The organism is Allocoleopsis sp. (assembly GCF_036703385.1).
GTDB lineage: Bacteria > Cyanobacteriota > Cyanobacteriia > Cyanobacteriales > Coleofasciculaceae > Allocoleopsis.
The window spans coordinates 1-20,116 of sequence record NZ_DATNPA010000787.1 but is presented as its reverse complement, the minus strand read 5'-3'; the positions used below and the strand labels follow the sequence as shown (position 1 = coordinate 20,116).

The following is a 20,116-nucleotide window of genomic DNA, read 5'->3' as shown; positions in this document are numbered from 1 at the left end:
TGGAATCCCTCAATGCCAACCGTCTCAATCATTACTCCACTGCATAATAAAATTGCATACATTAGCGACACAATTCAGTCAGTCCTATCCCAAACGTATTCTGACTGGGAAATGCTGATTGTAGAGAATGGCTCAACTGACGGCAGTTTCTTAAAAGCTCAGGAATTTCAGGATTCACGTCTTCGTTTTTTGGAGTCGCCTAAACAGGGGCCAGGAGCCGCTCGAAATTATGGACTCAACTTCGCTCAAGGAGAATGGATTCAGTTTCTAGATGCTGATGATTTGCTAGAACCCAATCACTTAGAACAACAGTTAATAGCCGCAGATAAAAGTCCAGAAGCTGAGATTATTGCTTGCTCTTGGCAGGAATTTACGGATGAAAATCCAACAATGAAAACACTCAGACAACCAACGGGTGTGGGACAACCCATTCAGGCACTACGGGATTTTGCGATCGCATTTACCCCCTGGGCTCCTCATGCTGCTATCGTCAAACGCTCTGTCTTGTCGGCTGATTGCTATTGGCCAGAACAACTTGATCAGTATTTAGCAGAAGATGTTGCGTTTTGGTTTAAATTAGTCAACCAATGTCAAGTTGCCTATGGACACAGCCAAGGAGCTGTGTATCGATTGCACACTCCCCAGTGCCGTAACCAAGTATCTAACCCTGAAAAGTTGTTTGAAGGAGTCAACGCAGCCATTGAACTCAATCGCCAATACCTGCAAGAGAAAAACATCTCTTACACACCAGCGCAATGTGAATATTTGATGACCGCTTACTCACAAATCTATCTTATGGCACGAAAAAAAAAATCAGTGAACGTAGAGCAGCAAGTGCTATCCATCGCATCTCAATGGCTAAGAGAGTATTTTGGAGTAGTCAAAAGACCCCGATTACCAATGCTAGTTCGTCGTCTGATGGGACTCAATCTTTTTTTAAATTTAACCGGAACCTAGGACTCGTCTGCAAGCTTTTATGGAGATAGTAAATCGACTTATAGCGTTTCTCGGACTCATGATGTACATCCTAATTGTGCTATTTCATGTCACACAAAGAAGAGAGAAAAATTGACTGTACATCACAAGCATGAGAATTGCTATATCTTTCCTCTTGTGTATGTTCTCTGTGCCGGGAGTAGGGTATTACAACAAGCCGCTATGCGTCTACCTTAAATACATCCTTTATAGACATAATGGAGGCAAGAATAAGCTCACTTTTTTATAAATAGGCTATCTTGTTGAAGAGGGATACCGTCCCTCGGACTTTTCAGCTCTTCCAAGCTACCTGAGTAGATAAAACCCTGTTTAGATAATAGTTCATAGATATCGGTAATCATAGATTGGCCTTCGTATAACTCACAGAATGAAGTTTCTACAATAACTACCTTTATACGATCCAAAATATTTTTAGCGCCCAAAATAACTTTATCTTCATAACCTTGGACATCTATTTTTAATAAAATCTTATCTGTTAAATCTATGAATTTAAAAATTTCGTCAAGAGTATTAATTTCAATAGACTCTATTTGTTCACTGGCTGAAAAGGGAAAAGTTTCTCGGTGGAGTTCTGAACACTTTAAAATCGAGGAACTTGGTGAAAAACTGTTGCGATACATTTCCAGCTGACCTTGGCGATCGCCCACAGCCAAGTTAAACAATTCAAAATTATGAAAATTTAAGTTAGACTTGAGTTCTATAAAATTAATAGGTATAGGCTCAAAGCAGTAAAACTTAGCAAAAGGGAGGATTTTATAAAGCTCTGAAGCAAATTCTCCCTGATGTGAGCCTACATCAATAACTGTATTAATATTCAAAGATTGAAGCCATTTAAATTTATCTCCTTTTGTAGGCTCAAACTGATAAACAAATTTATTTTTTGCTGATAATAATCCAGAATTACGCCTAGTTATCTTCAAACCGAGAAACAAAAATATTCCTTTGAAAAAATTCTTAACTAACACTTTAAAAGAACTCAGCTGCATGTTGGGGTAAGTGTTTGGACAATAGACCTGTTTTGAAAGTCTCCTTTCATTCTGGAGTGTGAGCGGTACGCTCATGAACGTCTCTTGCAAAAATCATTTTAGCTCTTAGTTTGGGGCAGGCAGGATGCCTACCCCATAATAATTTTGCTCACAGCGTGTGGGATGGAGCGTATTGCCCGTCCAATTATTGTTGCAAGAAGTCTAACGTACCAATCTACCAGATACGGTTACGACTCGCGCTTCGCTGTTGAGCCTGAGAACGTTTCACCTCCGCTAAAAAGGTTCTAGTTTCCTCCACCAATTGATTCAGCCGTTGGCAATCTGGGCAGGTAGCAACTTGACCTGGGCGTCTAGCGAATCGGCGTGGTCCCATTGGTGCAGAAGCGTTACCACAGCGGGCAGAGGCTTCGTCTAGTTCTTGGGCAAGGCGTCGGGCAGTACTAAGAATCTCCGGAGAGAGTTTGCCATTCATTTTAAAGATGGGTGCTACGCTGTTCCAGATGTTGGTTCCTGTGATATCCGATTGGTTACCAGCCGCTGGGTTGCCAGCGCTAGCAGGAATGGCGAACAATCCACTGCCCAGCATTGCAGTCAACAGAACCCAACCGATCATTTTTGTTCTAAGCATGTTTCTTACTCCTTATTTGAGTGACTTAAAACTTGAATGCCAAGCCAGTGCCTAAGACAAATCGAGGCCCATCTCCAGCACCCACAACGTCCCGCACCGCAGGTGTGATCACCAAGGGGATGTTTTTAAAAGGCGCGAGTGAAAGCCCAAATCCCAAGTCTTGTCCACTCCACTCCGCGATTAAACTGACAGGTCGAGCAACACGAACCGCAACATTACCAAAAACACCGATTCCACCCTCATCTTTCGCTACAGCATCCTCTGTGCGGAATTGTCCGTTACCGACACCCGCCGTAACCGCAACTCGGCTAAAGGGCGAGTTGATGTCGTCTCGTGTCCGGAAGACTTTGCTCACCACACCATAGATCGAGTTTTCAAAGTCATTACGACCGCCCAGATTAGCAAAGCCATTCCAGCCAGCGGCAACGGCTAAGCCATCACCGAGTTGGCGGTGCACTTTGGCGTTAAAACCGCCACCACCAAAGTCCCGACTACCGCCAAAGCTAGCGGCTGTATAAGATAGCTCAACACCGACCGCTTTTTGTGCATCGCCCAACCCAACACCAATTACCGCACCGCCATCGCTGACGTTACTGTATCGAGTTCGTTCCTGAAACGTCGCACCGATAAAACCGGTATTGTTATCCGCACCAAACCCAGTGGGAATATAAATACTCAGGGCTGGTGAAGCCAGAAATCCTTCCTCAACCTTAACGTTCTCCAAATCCCGCAGCTCATTTTGCAGGTCTTTAGCCTGCCGCTGAGTTTCAACTGAAGCACAGCATCCGGTTGTTGTAGCCTGTGCCACCACTTGCCCCATCTGTTGAGAATTGCCAGTTTGCGGCGAGGCTGGAGTGTAGGCGAGACAGCATGATTTGGGTACGGTTTGTGCCATCACTTCTCCAGTCTGTTGAGGTTTTGCAGCCTCTTGGAGAGTAGGAGTGGCGGTAGCGAGGCCAATCGCAGGCCGATCCGAATCCGATGTCGGAACTTCCTGTAAATCTCGCGCACTGTTGCTCGGTACAGCCGCAAGACTCATCGCTGAACCTAGTTGAGGATTGAGAATTGGGGATGGGGAAGTAGAGGACAAACTCTCCCTCTGCTCCAAGAACTGCACCTTTTCATCCTTTTGACTGGACTCAGTCCCCACTCCCCTGGTTGACCAATCATTTTGAACCGATGTCCGCGCCAACATCACCTCAGTTTCTGGAGGCGCAATGCTAGCGCGGATTGATGGAGGAGTAGAACTCTTCAGGGTTGGTACAACAGCTTCTTGTTCACCGGAGTCAGAGGGAGTGATGGGAGAGTCTGAAGCTCGAACAACGTCGGGTGCGAATTCTTGTATGTTCAGGGATTCAGGCGAAGCAACTGCGCTCTTGCTATGAGCGAGTCTTGCTTGTGTTGTCGCGGCTTCTTCAGTTGTAGCGGAAACAGCCAGCTCGCCCGCCTCTTTCAGTTGAGGTTGTTGGGCAGGGTCTAGTACGGGTGTCGCTAAGGCTTGATGAGCGAAATCCTGAGCTGCAAAAGCGGCTAAGGTATACATCGCAACACTTGAAACATGCCGTAGGGAGGAAGCCCATCTACGTTCGGATGCGTTCGGCAAATCCGTCAGCTCTGGCTTGGCTTCATCCGTATGAGAGCGATGATCCGAAAGTAAATTTCGATGACAACATTGAGTCACAGGCTCTGTTGACACAAACAGTCTCCTAATAAAAGATGCTGTCCACTTCTACAGAAACTGTGATAATTATCAGGATAAATTAAACTTTATATATTGACAGAAATGCGAAGATATGCTCAATAGATGATAGAGAGAGAAAATTACTCGGAGCTCACGCAGTCGGCGCAATTGAGGCAAAAGAAAAAGAGCAGTGTGCTAGTTCCTGCGGAGCGGCTGGTGCCCGATTGCCTTCGGCACCAGCGAAGCTGATCGCATCCCGCTAGAGTAACCTTAACGTGCGATCGCGTTGCATAGAATATCTGTCCAGCCTGTTTGAAGAGTACAGACTCGACGTTTTACTAACCGACGCTTCCAGTCGGCAAGCCAATAACTCCTACTTCTTTGACCTGCCTTCGATGCTTGAGTTCCCTGATTCACTCACGTCTTGGCTCACCGACAACTAGGAAGAGCTAGTCAACTGTGACGATGCAACGAATCGCTATCGGCTGGCATAAGCAGCATTCAGCAATTGGGCCAATATGGAACGAATCGCCCGTAGTTCGTCGGGATTATTGGTGAACACCTGCATCGAGCTGTTCTCAATAAACACGTTGTAGGAGCGAATCACTCTTTGACACTGAGCCGCCTCGACCTTACCATTAGCCGTCAATCCCACCAAGCTAAGTACTAGGTTCTGCGAGAGCTCCGTATCTGCCCCAGCGTTCACCAGGCCGGTTACATACTGCCGCACACTGGCATCCACATTAGTCGTATTCGTCAGGATAACGAGCAAGGTTTGTTGCACTGTTACGGAAATCCCCGTCTGGGAAGCATCCGTCGCGACTATCGACAAGCTTTGCTGCTGTAACTGCTGATTGATGGAAATAGCAGCACTGTTGACAGCGGTTTGAATCCCTGGGCTGGCGAAGGCGATGAGTTTGCGGCGATCGCCACCACCGAAGTTAAAACCACCCGCAACATCACTGGTTGTGATGATAACGCCCGTAATATCTGACTGGTTGCCCGACTGCGCTTGTGCTTGTGGCGTTTGAGAAACCACACCAGAAACCGCTAGGGCAAAACCCAAGCCTAAATGTAAAGCAAGCTGTTTAATGTTCATAACTTTACCTTGATAAGGATGACTTAGAACCTGATCCCGTAACCGACACCCAGGATGAACCGGGTACCATCTCCAGCATTACCGGTTACGTCAGCGGCTGCTGGGGTAATCACGAGTGGCACACCAGGGATTGGATAAATTGAAGCGCCCAAATTCAAATCTTGGCCTGTCCATTCGGCAATCAAGTTAACCGGTTCAGCCACTTTTAGGGCAACACTACCAAACACATTGGTTCCACCTTCTCTATTGTTAATCTTCTCTTCTGAACGGAAACGACCTCCACCCAGCCCCAGTGAGACGGTGAGAGAGCTTAAGGGATCGGTTGGGTCTTTAGTGAGAGGGAGAACTTTAGTCACAACACCATAAACACTCTTACCCGCATCGGTATTGCCCCAGTCAATCGCATTCTCGACGCCAACAGCAACGGCTAAGTCACCGCCCGTGTCATTGGTAAACGTTCGGTGAACCTTAAAGCTAACGCCACCATTTTCTCCAAAACCTTGTCTGATGGTGGAATAAGAGGTGACCGCAACCTCTGCCGCCACTAGCTTTCTCGCATCACCCAAACCAAAACCCGCTGTAACAGCACCATCATCAATATCCGAAAATCGGGTTCGTTCTTGATAGCCGAAGCCCACAAAGGCGTCACGCCACTGAGCACCAAACCCTGTCGGTGTACTAATACTCGTTCCGCCACCAAACAGTCGCCGAGTGATTTCCGACACAGGCGCTTCCGGGAGGCGATACTGTTGTCTCAAAGCCGCCAGATCAGTCGGTGGTGGTGAAGTAGGCTGCTGGGCGATTGGGGGTTGGTAGCCAAAGATGTAGCGGGACGCCATATCGCCGGGATTGATTGGGGGCAGAGTGCCTTCTTTCACTAAAGCCTGGTAAATAAAGGCTGCCACATCCGCACGGCTTGCATTCTGATTGGGATTTAAGAGCGCAACATTCGGATAATTGACAACGAGTTGATTAAGCGTTGCTGCCGCCACCTTAGGACGGGCAAACTCAGGAATTTGTGCAGCGTCTTGAAAGCTGCTGCTTAAAACGGTTGCGACTTGATCCGGTGGAGACAGTTCAAGCCCGGTAACTAAAGAGACCAACACCTGAACACGAGGAATATTTTGTTCAGGAAGGAAGATACTGTTGGGGTATCCTTCCAGAAATCCCGTGCGATAAGCCGTCTGAATGGCTTCTATCCCCCAGTAATTGGCAGGGACATCGACAAACTGAGTTCCTGCTCGTTTGGCTGCCCTGGGAAAAGCCTTACGAATCATCGCCGCAAACTGAGCGCGTGTTACTGGCTCATCAGGCCGGAACGTCCCATCGGGAAAACCCAAAATGACACCTCGTTGTGCCAGAGTTTCAATAAAAGTCTGTGCCCAGTGGCCTTGAACATCAGGAAAGGTTCTGGCTTGAGCCAGCTGCACGGCGGTAGCCCTTGAAGGTTGTTGCCCCATACTAGGGTTTGGCGGCTGGGTGCCATTAGGTGTAGTAACACCTGTCCCAGGAGTTTGGGGACGAAGAGAATCGGCTCCCAGCATATTTTTTAGCAGAGATTGTCCCAAAGACCCGCCATAAGAAGCATTAGCGGTTTTTTGAGCCGGAGATGGGGGTGTGGGATTGGCAACACCCGCCGCAGCGGATAGCATAGTACTGCTTAAGATAGAACTGATTAAGATATGCGCCCAGAGGCGTAGATTTTTGCTGAATTGATAGAAACGACCCGTGCATCTGGCTTTCCTCATCACCATTTCCTACTATGCGTGCAGTTGAGTTAATACCTCAAAGGTACACGAGGTTAGTCAATTTTAAGTCATGACTATATGTTCCGGAACTTTCTCCAAAATTAGAGTGACTTGATGTAGAGAGAGTCAACAATTTGTGTAATCGAGACTGTTTGAAAGTGAGCCCAAAAAGACCCCTTGAGATGTTTTGTCCAATCGGTATGACAGGTGGCGGTATAAGGAGACGCCTGAAGCAACCAAGAGCCAGAGGCACTACGCAAAGTGCGATCGCAAGTTTAACCTTGATCACTTTGTTTGCTACGGCTGTACCGGCTCCTAGCCACGCCCAACTTCCCACCTTACCGGCTCCTAGGGACTCGCAAATTCCCCAAATCCCTGATCCGAGTAGCGTGCCAGTACCTACGGCACCGGGGGATAGAGACTCCCAACTTCCCTCGTTTTCGACGCCTCCCTCATCACCTGAGGCACCCCCTGCTCCTCCTGGGAGTCGGCCCTCTGGATTTAGTAACTTACCTCCGGAAACACCCTACACCCTAGGATCTGGCGATCGCGTCAAAGTCGATGTTTTTGATGTTCCCGAATACAGTGGTGAGTTCCCTGTTTTAGTGGATGGCACTCTCAATCTACCCGTCATTGGTGCTGTATCGGTTCGGGGGAGAACACTTCAACAAGCGAGTGAAACTATTTCTCAACTCTATGCTCGCTATGTGAGACGCCCTCTAGTTACAGTGGGACTTGTCACACCCCGTCCTGTGATAATTGCGGTAGCTGGAGAAGTCAATCGCCCAGGAACTTACACCGCCAATGCGGGGGGTGGTGGCGCTGGTGCCGCCACGCAGTTCCCCACCGTTACCCAGGTTATTACTCTGGCGGGTGGTATTACTCAAGCGGCGGCTGTCGGTGAGGTTAAACTCCGGCGTCGCAATGTGCCAACGACATACACGATTAACCTCTGGGCCTTATTGAACCAAGGCGACATCTCTCAAGACGTGGCGTTAAGAGATGGAGACGCCTTGTTTATCCCCACTGTTGCGGATATCAATCCTAGCGAGACTCGGGTTCTGGCAGATGCTAGCTTTGCCTCTAAACAGGCTCAGCCGATCAATATCGCGATAGTCGGAGAAATCGCCCGCCCTGGCCCTTATGAAATCACGGGTGGAGGAGCCGGGACAGGTGGTGCAACGGGCGCAATCACAGGTACCACAACGGGGGTAGCGGCGGCTGGAGGAGGGACAGCTGGTGGTCCACCGACCATCACCAAGGCGATTCAAGTTGCTGGGGGTATTACCTCCCAGGCTGATGTGCGCTCGGTTACCATCCGGCGTCCGACTCGCTCAGGCCAATCCAAAGTGATTAACGTCAATTTATGGAATATTCTGCGTGATGGCGACATCTCTCAAGACGTGATCTTGCAAAATGGAGACACAATTACGATTCCCACCGCCACGGCGATTGACCCCGCTGAGGCAACCGCATTAGCTGGAGCGAGTATTTCTCCTAACACCATTGTCGTGAATGTGGTTGGGGAAGTGACCCGAGCAGGTGCTATTCCCGTACCTCCCAACACGCCTTTGAATCAAGCCATACTGGCGGCGGGTGGATTTAACACTCGTGCGAAGAAGAGTAAGGTTGATCTGATTCGCCTTAACCCCAATGGCTCCGTTTCCAAACGGGAAGTTGAAGTGGATTTGGCTCAGGGCATTAATGAGGCAGGTAATCCTACCTTGCGCAACAATGATGTTGTGATTGTCCGGCGCTCTACTGCCGCTAGCGTTGGGGATACCCTAAGCACGATCTTGTCACCCGTTACCAACTTTCTGGGGTTGATCAACCTTTTTGGTTTTTAAACCTGTTTAGAGTGTTTGGTCAGTAGCAATTTCTTTGTGGGTCTGTTGGGTTCAACCGTTCGTTGCTGCGATGCCTTTGTGAACGTCTATGGAGTCTTAATCATCGGCAATTGCCGAAGGCGGCTAGCTAGCAATGCTCGTGGGCTGGAGCCTTGGAAGCAGGTTTGGGAACATTAATTCCCAACCTGCCTAGTATGAGTGTAGTATCCTAGGCATACTGGATATAGAACTTAGATAAACGAGCAGATTTTTGGCAATCGCGCTCAATTTACAAATAAGGGCAGGGGCAAGTATGGAGATGGGCAATATTCAAGATCCATTACTACCAAACGGCAATGGCAAGCGCGTGCCGTCAATGCCGCTCATCTACCCGACTAAACCTCCGGAGACTAAAGAGGATGACGAGCTGAATCTACGCCAGCTCTTGACAGTGTTCAGGCGTCGCGCCCTAGTGATCGCTGGGGTAGCGATCGCTGTCAGTTCAGGAATTGGTTTTTGGAGTTTTCGTCAGGAGCCAAAGTACGAAAGTAACTTCCAACTACTGGTGGAGCCCGTTACAGCAGAGGGTGGAAAGCTCAACAAGCTGGCGCAAGTCCCCGGTGTGACCGATGTTCCCTATTCCGTTCTGGATTACGACACACAAATTCAGGTGCTGCGTAGCCCAAATTTGATGAGCCCAATTCTTCAGGAGATCCAAAAGCACTATCCCGACGTCAGTTACGACTCTCTGATTACGAGTACTAAGCTCAAAATTGCCCGACTTGCAGAAACTAAAATTCTAGAAGTTCGCTACCGCGACACAGACCCCAAAAAAGTTCGCTCCGTCTTACACGAGGTGGCAAGAGGGTATCTGCGCTACTCGCTTCAAGAACGGCAAATGAACCTGAAAAAGGGAATTGAGTTTGTGGATAGCCAGCTGCCTCAACTGCGCCTTCGCGTAGACAAACTCCAAGGGGAGCTGCAAGCCTTTCGGCAACGGAACGAACTTATCGATCCGGAGAGTCAAGCCCAACAGATAGCGACGCGTGTGAACACGATCGAGCAACAGCAAGTGGACACGCAGATCAAGCTCCGAGAAACCAAGTCTCTGTATGCAACCCTCTCCTCACAGTTGGGGTTGTCACCTGATCGCGCGATCGCAACCACTACTCTGAGTGAAGCCCCTCGCTACCAACAGCTACTCAACCAGCTGCAAGAAATTGAAGCCAAGATTGCCAAAGAGTCAGCACGTTTTACGGAAGACAGCCCTACCATTGTTGCCCTGCGCAATCAACAGCGCAATCTCCTCCCCCTGCTAGAACAAGAATCCCAAAAAGTGCTAGGGACAAATCTACAACAGGCAGGCGTCACCAATGATTCACCCAGTTCGATTCGTAACCAACTCTCACAGCAACTCGTGGATGCTGCTAACCAAATCCAAGTTTTGCAAATGCGACAAAAGGCGATCGCTCAAGCCGAAAACGTCTTAAATCTCCAAGTCAAACAAATGCCGGTGATTGCTCGCCAATACACGGATTTACAACGAGAACTGCATGTGGCAACGGAAAGCTTAGACCGCTTTCTGGGCGTCCGGGAGGGGCTGCAAATCGAAATCGCTCAAAAATCGCTGCCCTGGCAGATCATTTTGAAACCTCAAGTACCGAAGTTTCCAGTTGCCCCTAATAATGAGCGGAACCTACTTTTAGGAGCGATCGCAGGTCTATTATTGGGCACGATAGTTGCCTTAATGGTTGAACGCTTAGACAACGTGTTCCACTCCCCCGATGAGCTAAAAGACCGCACCAAATTGCCCTTGATTGGAGTAATTCCCTACAGCAAACAACTCAAACAAATGACGCCACTGGCAAACCTTGCGAACCAAATGCCAGAACCCGAAGACTCCCAACCCAAGCAGAGAAATCGTCGCCAGCCCCAATGGTACAAAGCCTCACCCTTTCTAGAAGCGTTTCGCTCTCTGCACACCAATATCCGCCTACTTGGAACCGATACGCCCATTCACTCGATGGTGATTAGCTCAGCTACCCCAGGAGATGGGAAATCCACCATTTCCGTTCACCTCGCGCAAGCGGCGGCGGCAATGGGTCAACGGGTACTGCTGGTCGATGCTGACTTGCGGCTGCCTCAGGTGCATAAAGTATTGGGTTTAGAGAACCAAATTGGGCTGAGTAATGTGATTGCTACTGGATTTACGGCAAAACAGGCCATCCAGCGATTACCGATGTGGGATCACCTGTATGTTTTGACTGCCGGTCAGAACCCCCCTGACCCAACCCGGCTCCTATCTTCTAAGAAGATGCAGTATCTGATGGAGCAGTTTCACGCTGTTTTTGACCTAGTGATTTATGACACACCACCAGTACTCGGACTAGCTGATGGTCAACTTCTAGCAGCTCACACCGATGGCGTGATCATCGTTGGGGGATTGGGCAAAACAGATCGGTCAATCATGATGCAAGCCTTAGATCGACTGAGAATTTCTAACACTACTGTTTTAGGTGTGGTTGCTAACGGTGTAAAGGGCTATACAAGCGGCTCTTACTACCACTATCAGCATTACTATGCGGCAACTGAGTCAGACGTGATGAAGGCAAAAAAGCTTTTGCAAAAAAGGATGGGCTAGTCAACCTAATTCGTAATTAAAGACTTAAAGACGGGTAATACCAAATCCGGGTTAACTATCCGTTTTTTGGTGGAAGGCAGAAGGCAGTCCCGATGAGAAAATTTCACAGCCATGTATGAAGGTGGTATTTCCCATTCCCTACTCCCTACTTTCAAGTCAGAGGGCAGAAGGGAAAAAATTGACGCTGAGGGACGCCAAGGTTTTTGCATAATTCCGATCCAATGGAAATGATCTCAAGCATGGAATAACCGGGGTAACATCCTCGTATAATGAAGTTCGGTCAGGGAGGCAACTTGTAGCTAACCTACAAAAACGGTGGTAATAAAGGCAGTAAGAGAGTGACGAAATAATAGACTAGGGGGGCAGTAAAAACATAGCTATCAGTTCGATCTAGAATGCCCCCGTGACCAGGAATTAATTGCCCAGAATCTTTCACCCCAGCATCTCGCTTCATCATTGACTCGGTTAAATCTCCTAAGAGGCTAGCAATCCCCACTAGCGTTCCCAAAATAATGCCACTGATTTGCCAACAAGGCCAGTGGAGATACCAAGCTCCAGCTGTTGCGACAGCGATGCTACCGAAGAGGCCAAAAATTGCCCCTTCAACTGTCTTTTTGGGACTAATATGAGACAGACTGGTGCGACCAAAAAACTTGCCGAAAAAGTAAGCTCCAATATCGGCGGCCCAAATACAGCCAAAAGCTAGGAGAGTTGCGGTTAATGCCTCTGGTAGGGCGCTCAGGTCACTCCAAGATTCAGGCCAGTATCCCTTCAAGGGTAGGTTAGTCGCGCTAGCTACAGCATCAGTGGGCAGGGATGACATCTGAGTTAAACCCACTCGCAGCCGTACCCAATAACTGGGTAGATAACCACCATAGAGTAAGCCCAAAATGGAGGAGGCGATATCCGCAATGGACGCCATCTTGGGTTGGAATAGCAGGTAGAAACAGATAAACGTTCCTGCTAGAGGAAATAGGGCATCTGTAAGTGTTGGTGAAACAGCAGACGTAAACAGCAGCAAGAGACTCACAACGATGGTACTTTTGGCCGCTGGCGCAATCCCCTTGGCCTGAACCAGTTGAAAATATTCCAAGAGACCCAGATAGACGATGATGCAGAAGCCGAGAGTAAAGTACCATCCTCCAAGAACAATCATCCCCAGGGCTAGGGCGATCGCAACAATTCCACTAAAAATTCGGGACCAGGGCATAGGACGCTTCGGATAAAAGACAGTTGGCTTCAACTGTCGTTATGGAGAGGGGTAGGATAGAGCCGGGAAATTCATCATCTCTCACACCAGAGAATCACTCTATTTTTGCTTAATGTAACGAATTTGCGCTAAACTGCCATCCATCTGGTTGACCATGTAAAACGCTACGGTTCGCTTGGGTTTTGCTCAATTGATTCCCAAAAGCTAGTGCTCTTCAGACCCCAACTGTCTGATGTAGCGTAGCTCACTAAGGCACTCTAATCAAGCTTCTCTCCGCTCAGTATAAAAATCGGATTCACTGAGGCGAAAGTTTGATGGTTGCCTCGTGTCTCCAAGCGATTAACGGCGGATTGAACGACCTCAATGTTACGCGCATGTAACTCAGCCAAGCCTTCGGAGAGGGCATAAAGACTTTCTAGACTACTGGCTGTGGCGACAACTCGCCCAGAGGGTTGTAAGCATCGCCAAACTGCTTTCAGGATTTCCTTGATCTGGCGACCCCCCTCAATACAAACGCGTTGAGGCGGCCCAGCGAGGTCTTTAAGACATTCTGGGGCACTCCCTTCAATGACTTGGACATTTTGCACACCGAAGCGATCGCAGTTGCGTCGAATCAGTCCAGCCACTTCCTCATCCCGTTCGATCGCCATAATCCTCCCCTGGGGACAGAGTAATCCCAGTTCTACCGAAATCGTGCCGGTACCCGCACCGATATCCCACAACAAGGAGTCTGATTGCATCCGTAAGGCAGAAATTAAGAGCAATCGCACCTCTCTCTGACTCAGAGGAATACCGGGTAACTGCTCAAATAAATCATCAGGAATGCCAGGAGTCACGTAAGGCCAAAGTTTGGTCATTGATTAGAGAGTTGAAGGTTCCAGATTAGAAGGTTGAAGGTTGCAGGTTGTAGGTGTTTCATCCAAACCTTCAACGTTCAACTTGCTCAATTTCTAACCTTCAACTTGCCATCTTTCAAGCCTTTGACACGCGATCTACAGTAGTTATCGAACAACTTTGAGAGTCTTGAGGCTGGGATCGCTACAACCGGTGAGGGTACCCCCTAAAATCAGAACTTGTTGCAGGTATTCAATGGCAGCCGGATTAATCATTTCTCCTGGCATTAAGGCTGGGATACCGGGTGGATAGGGACAGACCCACTCAGCACTAATCCGGTCTAGGGTTTGGTCTACAGGTAGCGTTTCGGTTGGGGCAAAGAAAGCTTCACGCGGGGAGAGTGCAGGATGAATGATAAAAGAGGAAGGATGAACAAACAGCATTTCAGCCTTCCACTGTTGGATGGCCTCCTGCAAACGGGTGATGCACTTGGGACGGTAATGCTCCTGGGTAAGGGTGGTGAAGGCTTGGACTAACTGCTGAATATCAGCTTCTGTATTGCCCAAGCTGATAATAAAGGTCAGATGTTCAAGAGTTGGTAACTCTGCCGTGACGCCGAGTTGTTGATGGAAAATTTCATCGGCTTCAAACCCGCTCAACCCTAACTCCGAGATTCTGACGACGAGTCGGGTTCGGTCAAGAGCAAAAAAGCCCGGAGTAGTGGCAGGCTCTAAAACAGATAGTCCAGAGATGTGGCTAATTTTACTTCTAGCCTCTTGAGCGAGATACAAGGTTCGGGTCATCAACTGTTCCCCGTGCAGTGCCATTTGTTGCCGCGCCGCATCTAGAGAGGCTAGGAGTAGATAACTGGGACTTGTAGACTGCACCAGTTGTAAGGATTTACTCAATCGTTCTCGATCAACTCGGTTACCCTGAACGTGGAGCATGGATGCCTGAGTCATCGCACCGAGAACTTTATGGGTTGATTGCACCGTTAAGTCAGCACCCACGGATAAAGCAGAGGGGGGTAAATCGGGATGAAAGGCAAAGTGAGGGCCATGAGCTTCATCTACCAATAGGGGGATGTTATGTTGATGCGCTAGCTGCGCGATCGCTTGTATATCGCCACAAACGCCCTGATACGTGGGATAGAGCATCATAACCGCTTTGGCATCGGGATATCGCTTTAGGGCTGTAGCAACGGCAGCTGGGGTGATGCTGTAGGCCAGACCTGTTAGGGGGTCGTATTCAGGGTTGATAAAAATGGGGATAGCACCTGAAAGAACCAAACCCGCGATCGCACATTGGTGGATATTACGCGGCAGGATAATTTTGTCACCTTGATTACAGGTGGCTAAAATAGCCGCCATGACTCCAGCCGTAGAACCATTGACGAGGAAGTAAGTGTGGTCTGCCCCAAAGGCCGCCGCTGCCAGTTCTTGTGCGTCTTTGATCACACCTTCAGGAGCAAATAAGTTATCCAAGTCGGGCAATTCTGGCAAGTCAGCCCGAAACACTGACGACCCCAACAAATCTGCGAGGGGCTGCGGGATGCCCTGTCCTCGCTTGTGTCCTGGCGCATAAAAGGGAGCATGGGGTTTATGAGCGCTCTCTTGTAGGGCTTTTAGTAAAGGGGCTTTTGTTTGGTCTAGCATATTATAAAAATTTGGCAGTCTTGAGGGAAGTTGAACTACTCACTTCCCCATTCCAGCGATAAACAGCAACAGCACCCCCATCAGACTATAGAGAGCCAATCACTTTGAAGTTCCTCCATCCTGAAGTACAGGGGATTCTGTTTCCAGCTTTTTCCCCATGAGCCAATCGCTCATCATTTGCCCCTTCCCTTGACCGCGCCTTTGCTGGGGGTAGGGTTCACTATCGCACCCCGTTGTCCAAATATATAATTATCATTCAAATGCTCGGAAGTGTTATTCGATTTGAGCACTAAGGTCTAGCAAAACATCATAGAAGCTGAGAGCCACCGTCTTTTACGCGGTGGACGAAATGGACATGGAGGATTGATCCTCCCGTATCTCGACTACTCCGACAAAAGAAGGTATTACCTTTTTTGAATTTCTGAGTTGTTTTGGTCAAACACTATCCGTTACGCTACTGAAGTTAAATTCCTTCACCCTTACCCCCGGTACCACACTGCTACCGAAGCGCTGCACGCTACTGAGAGCATCCACATCCCTTAACATATCCGGTAGACATTGGTTAAAACGTAAATTCTTAATTGGATAAGCAATTCGACCATCCTCAATCCAAAACGTACCATCCCGCGTCATCCCCGTCACCTCCAGTGTCTTGGGATTGACGTAGCGCACGTACCAAGCACGGTTAACTAAAATTCCTCGCTCTGTTTGAGCAATCAAGTCAGCGACAGTTTGGTCTGAACCCGACATTACAACTGGATACATTGCCCCCGTCGGCTCTTTGTCCTGCTGCTGTGCCCAGTAGCGGCTATAGGATAAAGCTTGAGGAATACCGTCTTTAATTACCTCTAAGTAGCGATTACTCAACCCATCCCCAAAAAACGTACTGAACTGCAATAGAGGGTGAGCTGGATTACGTTGCACCTGTACTAAAGGGCTAAAGAGTTGCTCACCCAAGCGGTTTCCTGCCTCCTCAGGGTGGGACATAAACGATCGCCCCTCATCCGCCGCCCGTGCGTCCAAATTCCACATCACCCAACCGAGTAACTCCTTAAAGGCCGCGCCATCGAACACTACGGGATACTTGCCAGGACTGACTTCACGGGGTTGGCGAGAACTGAGGGCACGCTGAATCAGCTGTTCGGTTACTGACTCTATGGGTAACTGGTTTACGGCAAAAGCGGTACGTTGACCCCAACTAGAGCCATCTCCAATCCGAGCCGTAAAGCTAAAATCTGCATTAGTCCCGCGATCGCAAGCTCTTAATCCCCGCGAATTTCCTACAGCCTGCAAGACAGCAGATGTACTCAGCGTACCAGACCCCTCAACCCCAGCCTGATGACTCATCGCACACACTCGCTGTACCTTTTCTCCCCGTGCCAAGGGTGAGAAAGTTGCAGTTTGTTCATCGAACGCCGGAGTCCTATACTCATAAGTCTGAGGTTCGAGTAAAGGCACCCATTCTGGGTCTTCTGGGGCAATCCGAGCTAGTTCTTCCGAACGTCGGATAGTCTCTAGAATCGCCTCTGGCTCTACTTCCGTCGTTGAGGCAGAAGCACTACGCTTGCCGAAATAACTAGTAATGCTCAGGCTGAATTTAGTCCGGCTGAGGTTCTGCGTCATCTGATTTTCCGAGAAGCGCGAGAGAGCCGACTCGTTAGCGCTGAGACTGACGAAGACACCTTCGGCTTCAGATTGTTGGATAACTGTTTCAATCAAGTCTAGGGCTCGGTCTTCACTCAGAAGTGTGGGTGCGGTAGCTAAGGTCACGCTCATCCTCCAACGGTTCAGGTTAACAATCCGAATTGGTAATTTATATTTCGTTAACAAATATAGATACTCTTTCCTCCAAGGGAAGGACGATTCTACGAGGTAGAAAGCCTATTAATGGGAGTTGTACTGAGGAAATCCTGATAGGGGTAATCATGACACAACAAAATATTCAGAATGAAATTGAGTCTGATCGTGCTGTCCGCGAGCAGGAAAATTCAAAATCAAACCCAGACGCGGCAAAGCGGGATAATCGGGTTGCTAATCCGCCTATCGAAGAACAAAGCAGCTCTTTTAAGGAGTACTGCGCTGCGAATCCGAGTGCATCTGAGTGTAAGGTTTATGACCTTTGAGGCATCTTCACTGTGCCTCCTACGACGGCATAACGTTGTAGGAGGCGGCGCGATCGTATCTTGCGGGGCATTCCTAATTGGGGACACTTGCTAACTAAGTTACGATGCTCCGCCAATTTGAATATCGCGCACCCGCACCGGCACGCAGGCATGGGTCATCTGAGCAAGTTGCATGGGTTCACCCTTACCACAAATATTAGTGCCGCACTGCTGCCACTCTGAAGCTGGCCCAATCGCATCAACGCTATTCCAAAAGTCGGTTGTCATGGCCTGGTAAGTGACATCCTTTAACATCCCCACCACTTTGCCCTTTTCCACCTTCCAGAAAGCATCGCCGCCAAATTGGAAGTTACGCCGCTGCTGGTCAATCGAAAAGCTGCCAACGCCATCAATTAAAATCCCGTCCTCAGTATCTGCAATCATCTCCTGGAGAGTGGCAGTGTGGCTACCCCCATCTGGCCCTGGTTCCAATCCTAAATTGGGAATCCGTACCATTGGCAAACTCGACCAACTATCGGCATAGGCACTACCATTGCTGCTGGGGCGACCGAGTCGATAGGCGGTTTCGCGGTCAGTGAGATAGTCTACTAAAAGACCATCCTTGACAATATGCCAGCTTTGTGCAGGCACCCCTTCATCATCGTAACCCATCGTACCCCGTCCCCCCGGCTGGGTGCGATCAGCCCGGAAGTTAACCCAAGGTGCTGCATACTGGAGCTTGCCTAATTTATCGGTAGTGGCGAAGCTAGTTCCCGCAAAGTTAGATTCGTAGCCATACACCCGATCCAGCTCTGTGGGGTGTCCGACAGATTCGTGGATGGTGAGCCATAGATTGGTGGGTTTGAGGATGAGGGTGGTGCGAATACCAGAAGGGCCTTTGGGCGCGTACACCTTTTCAATCGCTTCTTCGGCAACTCGTTCGACCTGACTCAAAAGGTCTGCGGAATTGATATGCTCGTAACCAATGTTTAGGGGGGGACGTTCGTAATTGCGCTCTTGAGCATCACCATTTGCGATCGCTGTACAGCCAAATCCAGGATAGCTGCGGTAGATGGTTTGCTGAATCAGGGAGCCTTCTGTAGAGGCAAAGGTTTTATCCTCGCGGGCGAACCGTAAGAAAGAGTAAGCTTTTTTAATGCCGTGCTCGCTATAACTGAGCAACTGTTCATTCAGGTGCAACAACAATTCAGCCTTCTCGGTAATCGGCACCGTGAAAGGGTCAATCTCAATAGGAGTAATGTAGGTATCGCGGTAGGCTTCAACTGGCGCTAATCGCACCCGTGTTTGCTGAGAGAGGCGACTACCTTTAGCAATTTCTACGGCAAGAGCGACAATTCGTTCTACTTCTGCTGGGGTTTTATAGGGACTAGCGGCGAATCCCCAAGCACCATCTAACAGAACCCGCACCCCAAAGCCAGAACTGACATTATCGGACAGTTGACTGAGGGAGCGATCGCGTGCATAAAGATTCTGGTTGCGGTATGTGCAAAAACGGACATCCCCGTACTCGCATCCAGCACGAGCGATCGCATCAATGGCTAATGTAGCAAGGTCAGTCGTGGTAATCGGTGCGGGGGCTTGTACCATAGTAAGTTTTTGGCAGAGTTAATAAGGTATTTTAACGACTTGATTGCTAACTTGGCATTGTACATCCTGCAATTAAACGCCTAGATCCCCGACTTCTTCAAGAATTCGGGAATCTGAAAAGCTAAAGTTTATAACTCAAAGTCTTCGCGTCTTATACATCACCACGGGAATATTGGCTTTTCACATACTGTTTCACCACAGGTGCGAGAGTAAAAACAGTTTGATTATCCCGTGCCTGCTTTTCAATCCATGAGCGTCGTTCCAGAGATTGAATAGCACTGAATAACTCTGAGGGAGATATTTGTATATCCTCTAGTAATTTGGCAGTAGCAACCGGCTCAACTTGGCTACCAATACATGACATCATCTCTTTTTCCAAATCTGATAAGCGCCGACACTGCTTATTTAATATAGCTTTTAACTCTTCGCACAATAACAATGGATTATATTTCAAATAGTCAGATGCTCTGCCATTAAATAAGTTTTGAATCATTGTGGCAACTATTTTTAAATATAAAGGGTTGCCTCGGTAGGCATTAATCAAGTCTGCCCATGAATCCTCTTCAACTAAACCTTTTTCTCTGAGAATGTCATCCGCTGCTACTCCCAACCCCTTCAGTGGAAATAAGCGGATTGGTGTATTTTCACCTGTCAAGGGCACAATCTCCATAGGTGGCTCCCAACTGCTCAAAACCAAGCAGCTATTATGGGGTAATTTTCCAACTCGTCTGAAGAGTGAACCATAATCTTCATAGCCGGATTTGTAGCAACCCGCCCACTGTCCGCTACTAAAAATCATCTCTACCTTATCCAATATCACCAGACAGCGGTACTTTCGCAAATAGTTCATCAGTTGCGAGAGTTGCTCATCAGTGCTGGTTGGTAATTCGCTGTCCTGTTGGTTAGAGAAAAATTGGAGTAAGTTTCTCTGAAGAGTGTCGGCGGGTGGGGAATAGCGGAGGTTTCGCCAAATTACATAGTCAAAATTATCCTTAATCCGTTCTACTAACTGCACGGCTAGACTGGTTTTGCCTATACCGCTCATTCCTAAGAGTGTAACTAGGCGGCAGCGTTCCTCTACAATCCATTGTTCTAAGGTAGC

Annotated in this window: 16 protein-coding genes; 4 read left to right on the top strand and 12 right to left on the bottom strand. The window is 48.6% G+C overall.

The features are described 5' to 3' along the window. A partial coding sequence (locus V6C93_RS36710) for a glycosyltransferase family A protein (protein WP_333481636.1) occupies positions 1-957 on the top strand: 957 nt, incomplete at its 5' end. Between the two features lie 254 nt (positions 958-1,211). Here the strand turns inward: V6C93_RS36710 and V6C93_RS36705 are convergent. The 6 genes from V6C93_RS36705 to V6C93_RS36680 form a co-directional block, all read right to left on the bottom strand. Continuing rightward, complete coding sequence (locus tag V6C93_RS36705; RefSeq protein ID WP_333481635.1) at positions 1,212-1,982, bottom strand: FkbM family methyltransferase; 771 nt, start codon at positions 1,980-1,982, stop codon at positions 1,212-1,214. 214 nt (positions 1,983-2,196) lie between these two features. Next, positions 2,197-2,610, bottom strand: a complete 414-nt coding sequence (locus V6C93_RS36700; protein WP_333481634.1) for a hypothetical protein — start codon at positions 2,608-2,610, stop codon at positions 2,197-2,199. Positions 2,611-2,635: 25 nt separating this feature from the next. Continuing rightward, entirely contained in the window at positions 2,636-4,306 is a 1,671-nt protein-coding gene (locus tag V6C93_RS36695) for a hypothetical protein (RefSeq protein WP_333481633.1), read from the bottom strand. Between the two features lie 255 nt (positions 4,307-4,561). Beyond that, the gene (locus V6C93_RS36690) at positions 4,562-4,708 is read right to left on the bottom strand and encodes a hypothetical protein (RefSeq protein ID WP_333481632.1); all 147 of its coding nucleotides are present in this window, start codon (positions 4,706-4,708) and stop codon (positions 4,562-4,564) included. A gap of 61 nt (positions 4,709-4,769) precedes the next feature. After that, a complete protein-coding gene (locus tag V6C93_RS36685) occupies positions 4,770-5,390 on the bottom strand; it encodes a hypothetical protein (protein ID WP_333481631.1) in 621 nt (206 codons plus the stop codon). A 23-nt stretch (positions 5,391-5,413) separates the two neighbouring features. Beyond that, positions 5,414-7,138: an S-layer homology domain-containing protein gene (locus V6C93_RS36680; RefSeq protein ID WP_333481630.1), complete on the bottom strand. Its 1,725-nt coding sequence runs from the start codon at positions 7,136-7,138 to the stop codon at positions 5,414-5,416. Between the two features lie 182 nt (positions 7,139-7,320). Here V6C93_RS36680 and V6C93_RS36675 point away from each other — a divergent pair, with 182 nt between their 5' ends. Together V6C93_RS36675 and V6C93_RS36670 are read left to right on the top strand one after the other, a co-directional pair. Next, the gene (locus V6C93_RS36675) at positions 7,321-8,985 is read left to right on the top strand and encodes a polysaccharide biosynthesis/export family protein (RefSeq protein WP_333481629.1); all 1,665 of its coding nucleotides are present in this window, start codon (positions 7,321-7,323) and stop codon (positions 8,983-8,985) included. A 298-nt stretch (positions 8,986-9,283) separates the two neighbouring features. Beyond that, the gene (locus tag V6C93_RS36670) at positions 9,284-11,605 is read left to right on the top strand and encodes a GumC family protein (protein ID WP_333481628.1); all 2,322 of its coding nucleotides are present in this window, start codon (positions 9,284-9,286) and stop codon (positions 11,603-11,605) included. 304 nt (positions 11,606-11,909) lie between these two features. Here the strand turns inward: V6C93_RS36670 and V6C93_RS36665 are convergent, their stop codons facing one another. The 4 genes from V6C93_RS36665 to V6C93_RS36650 all read right to left on the bottom strand — a co-directional run bounded on the left by V6C93_RS36665 (position 11,910) and on the right by V6C93_RS36650 (position 17,080). Next, positions 11,910-12,815, bottom strand: a complete 906-nt coding sequence (locus V6C93_RS36665) for a phosphatidate cytidylyltransferase (protein ID WP_333481627.1) — start codon at positions 12,813-12,815, stop codon at positions 11,910-11,912. 257 nt (positions 12,816-13,072) lie between these two features. Next, on the bottom strand, positions 13,073-13,672 hold the full coding sequence (gene cbiT / locus V6C93_RS36660) for a precorrin-6Y C5,15-methyltransferase subunit CbiT (protein WP_333481626.1): 600 nt from the start codon (positions 13,670-13,672) through the stop codon (positions 13,073-13,075). Positions 13,673-13,816: 144 nt separating this feature from the next. Further along, entirely contained in the window at positions 13,817-15,304 is a 1,488-nt protein-coding gene (locus V6C93_RS36655; RefSeq protein ID WP_333481625.1) for an aminotransferase class I/II-fold pyridoxal phosphate-dependent enzyme, read from the bottom strand. Positions 15,305-15,739: 435 nt separating this feature from the next. Next, positions 15,740-17,080 (bottom strand): TldD/PmbA family protein, encoded by a 1,341-nt coding sequence (locus V6C93_RS36650; protein ID WP_333481624.1) that lies wholly within the window; start codon positions 17,078-17,080, stop codon positions 15,740-15,742. Positions 17,081-17,229: 149 nt separating this feature from the next. Between V6C93_RS36650 and V6C93_RS36645 the strand changes: the two genes are divergently transcribed. Continuing rightward, positions 17,230-17,427: a CP12 domain-containing protein gene (locus tag V6C93_RS36645; protein ID WP_333481623.1), complete on the top strand. Its 198-nt coding sequence runs from the start codon at positions 17,230-17,232 to the stop codon at positions 17,425-17,427. Between the two features lie 99 nt (positions 17,428-17,526). Here the strand turns inward: V6C93_RS36645 and V6C93_RS36640 are convergent, their stop codons facing one another. Both V6C93_RS36640 and V6C93_RS36635 read right to left on the bottom strand, forming a co-directional pair. After that, complete coding sequence (locus tag V6C93_RS36640; protein WP_333481622.1) at positions 17,527-19,014, bottom strand: TldD/PmbA family protein; 1,488 nt, start codon at positions 19,012-19,014, stop codon at positions 17,527-17,529. 151 nt (positions 19,015-19,165) lie between these two features. Then, positions 19,166-20,116: NB-ARC domain-containing protein (locus tag V6C93_RS36635; RefSeq protein WP_333481621.1), on the bottom strand; the 951-nt coding region annotated here is incomplete at its 5' end.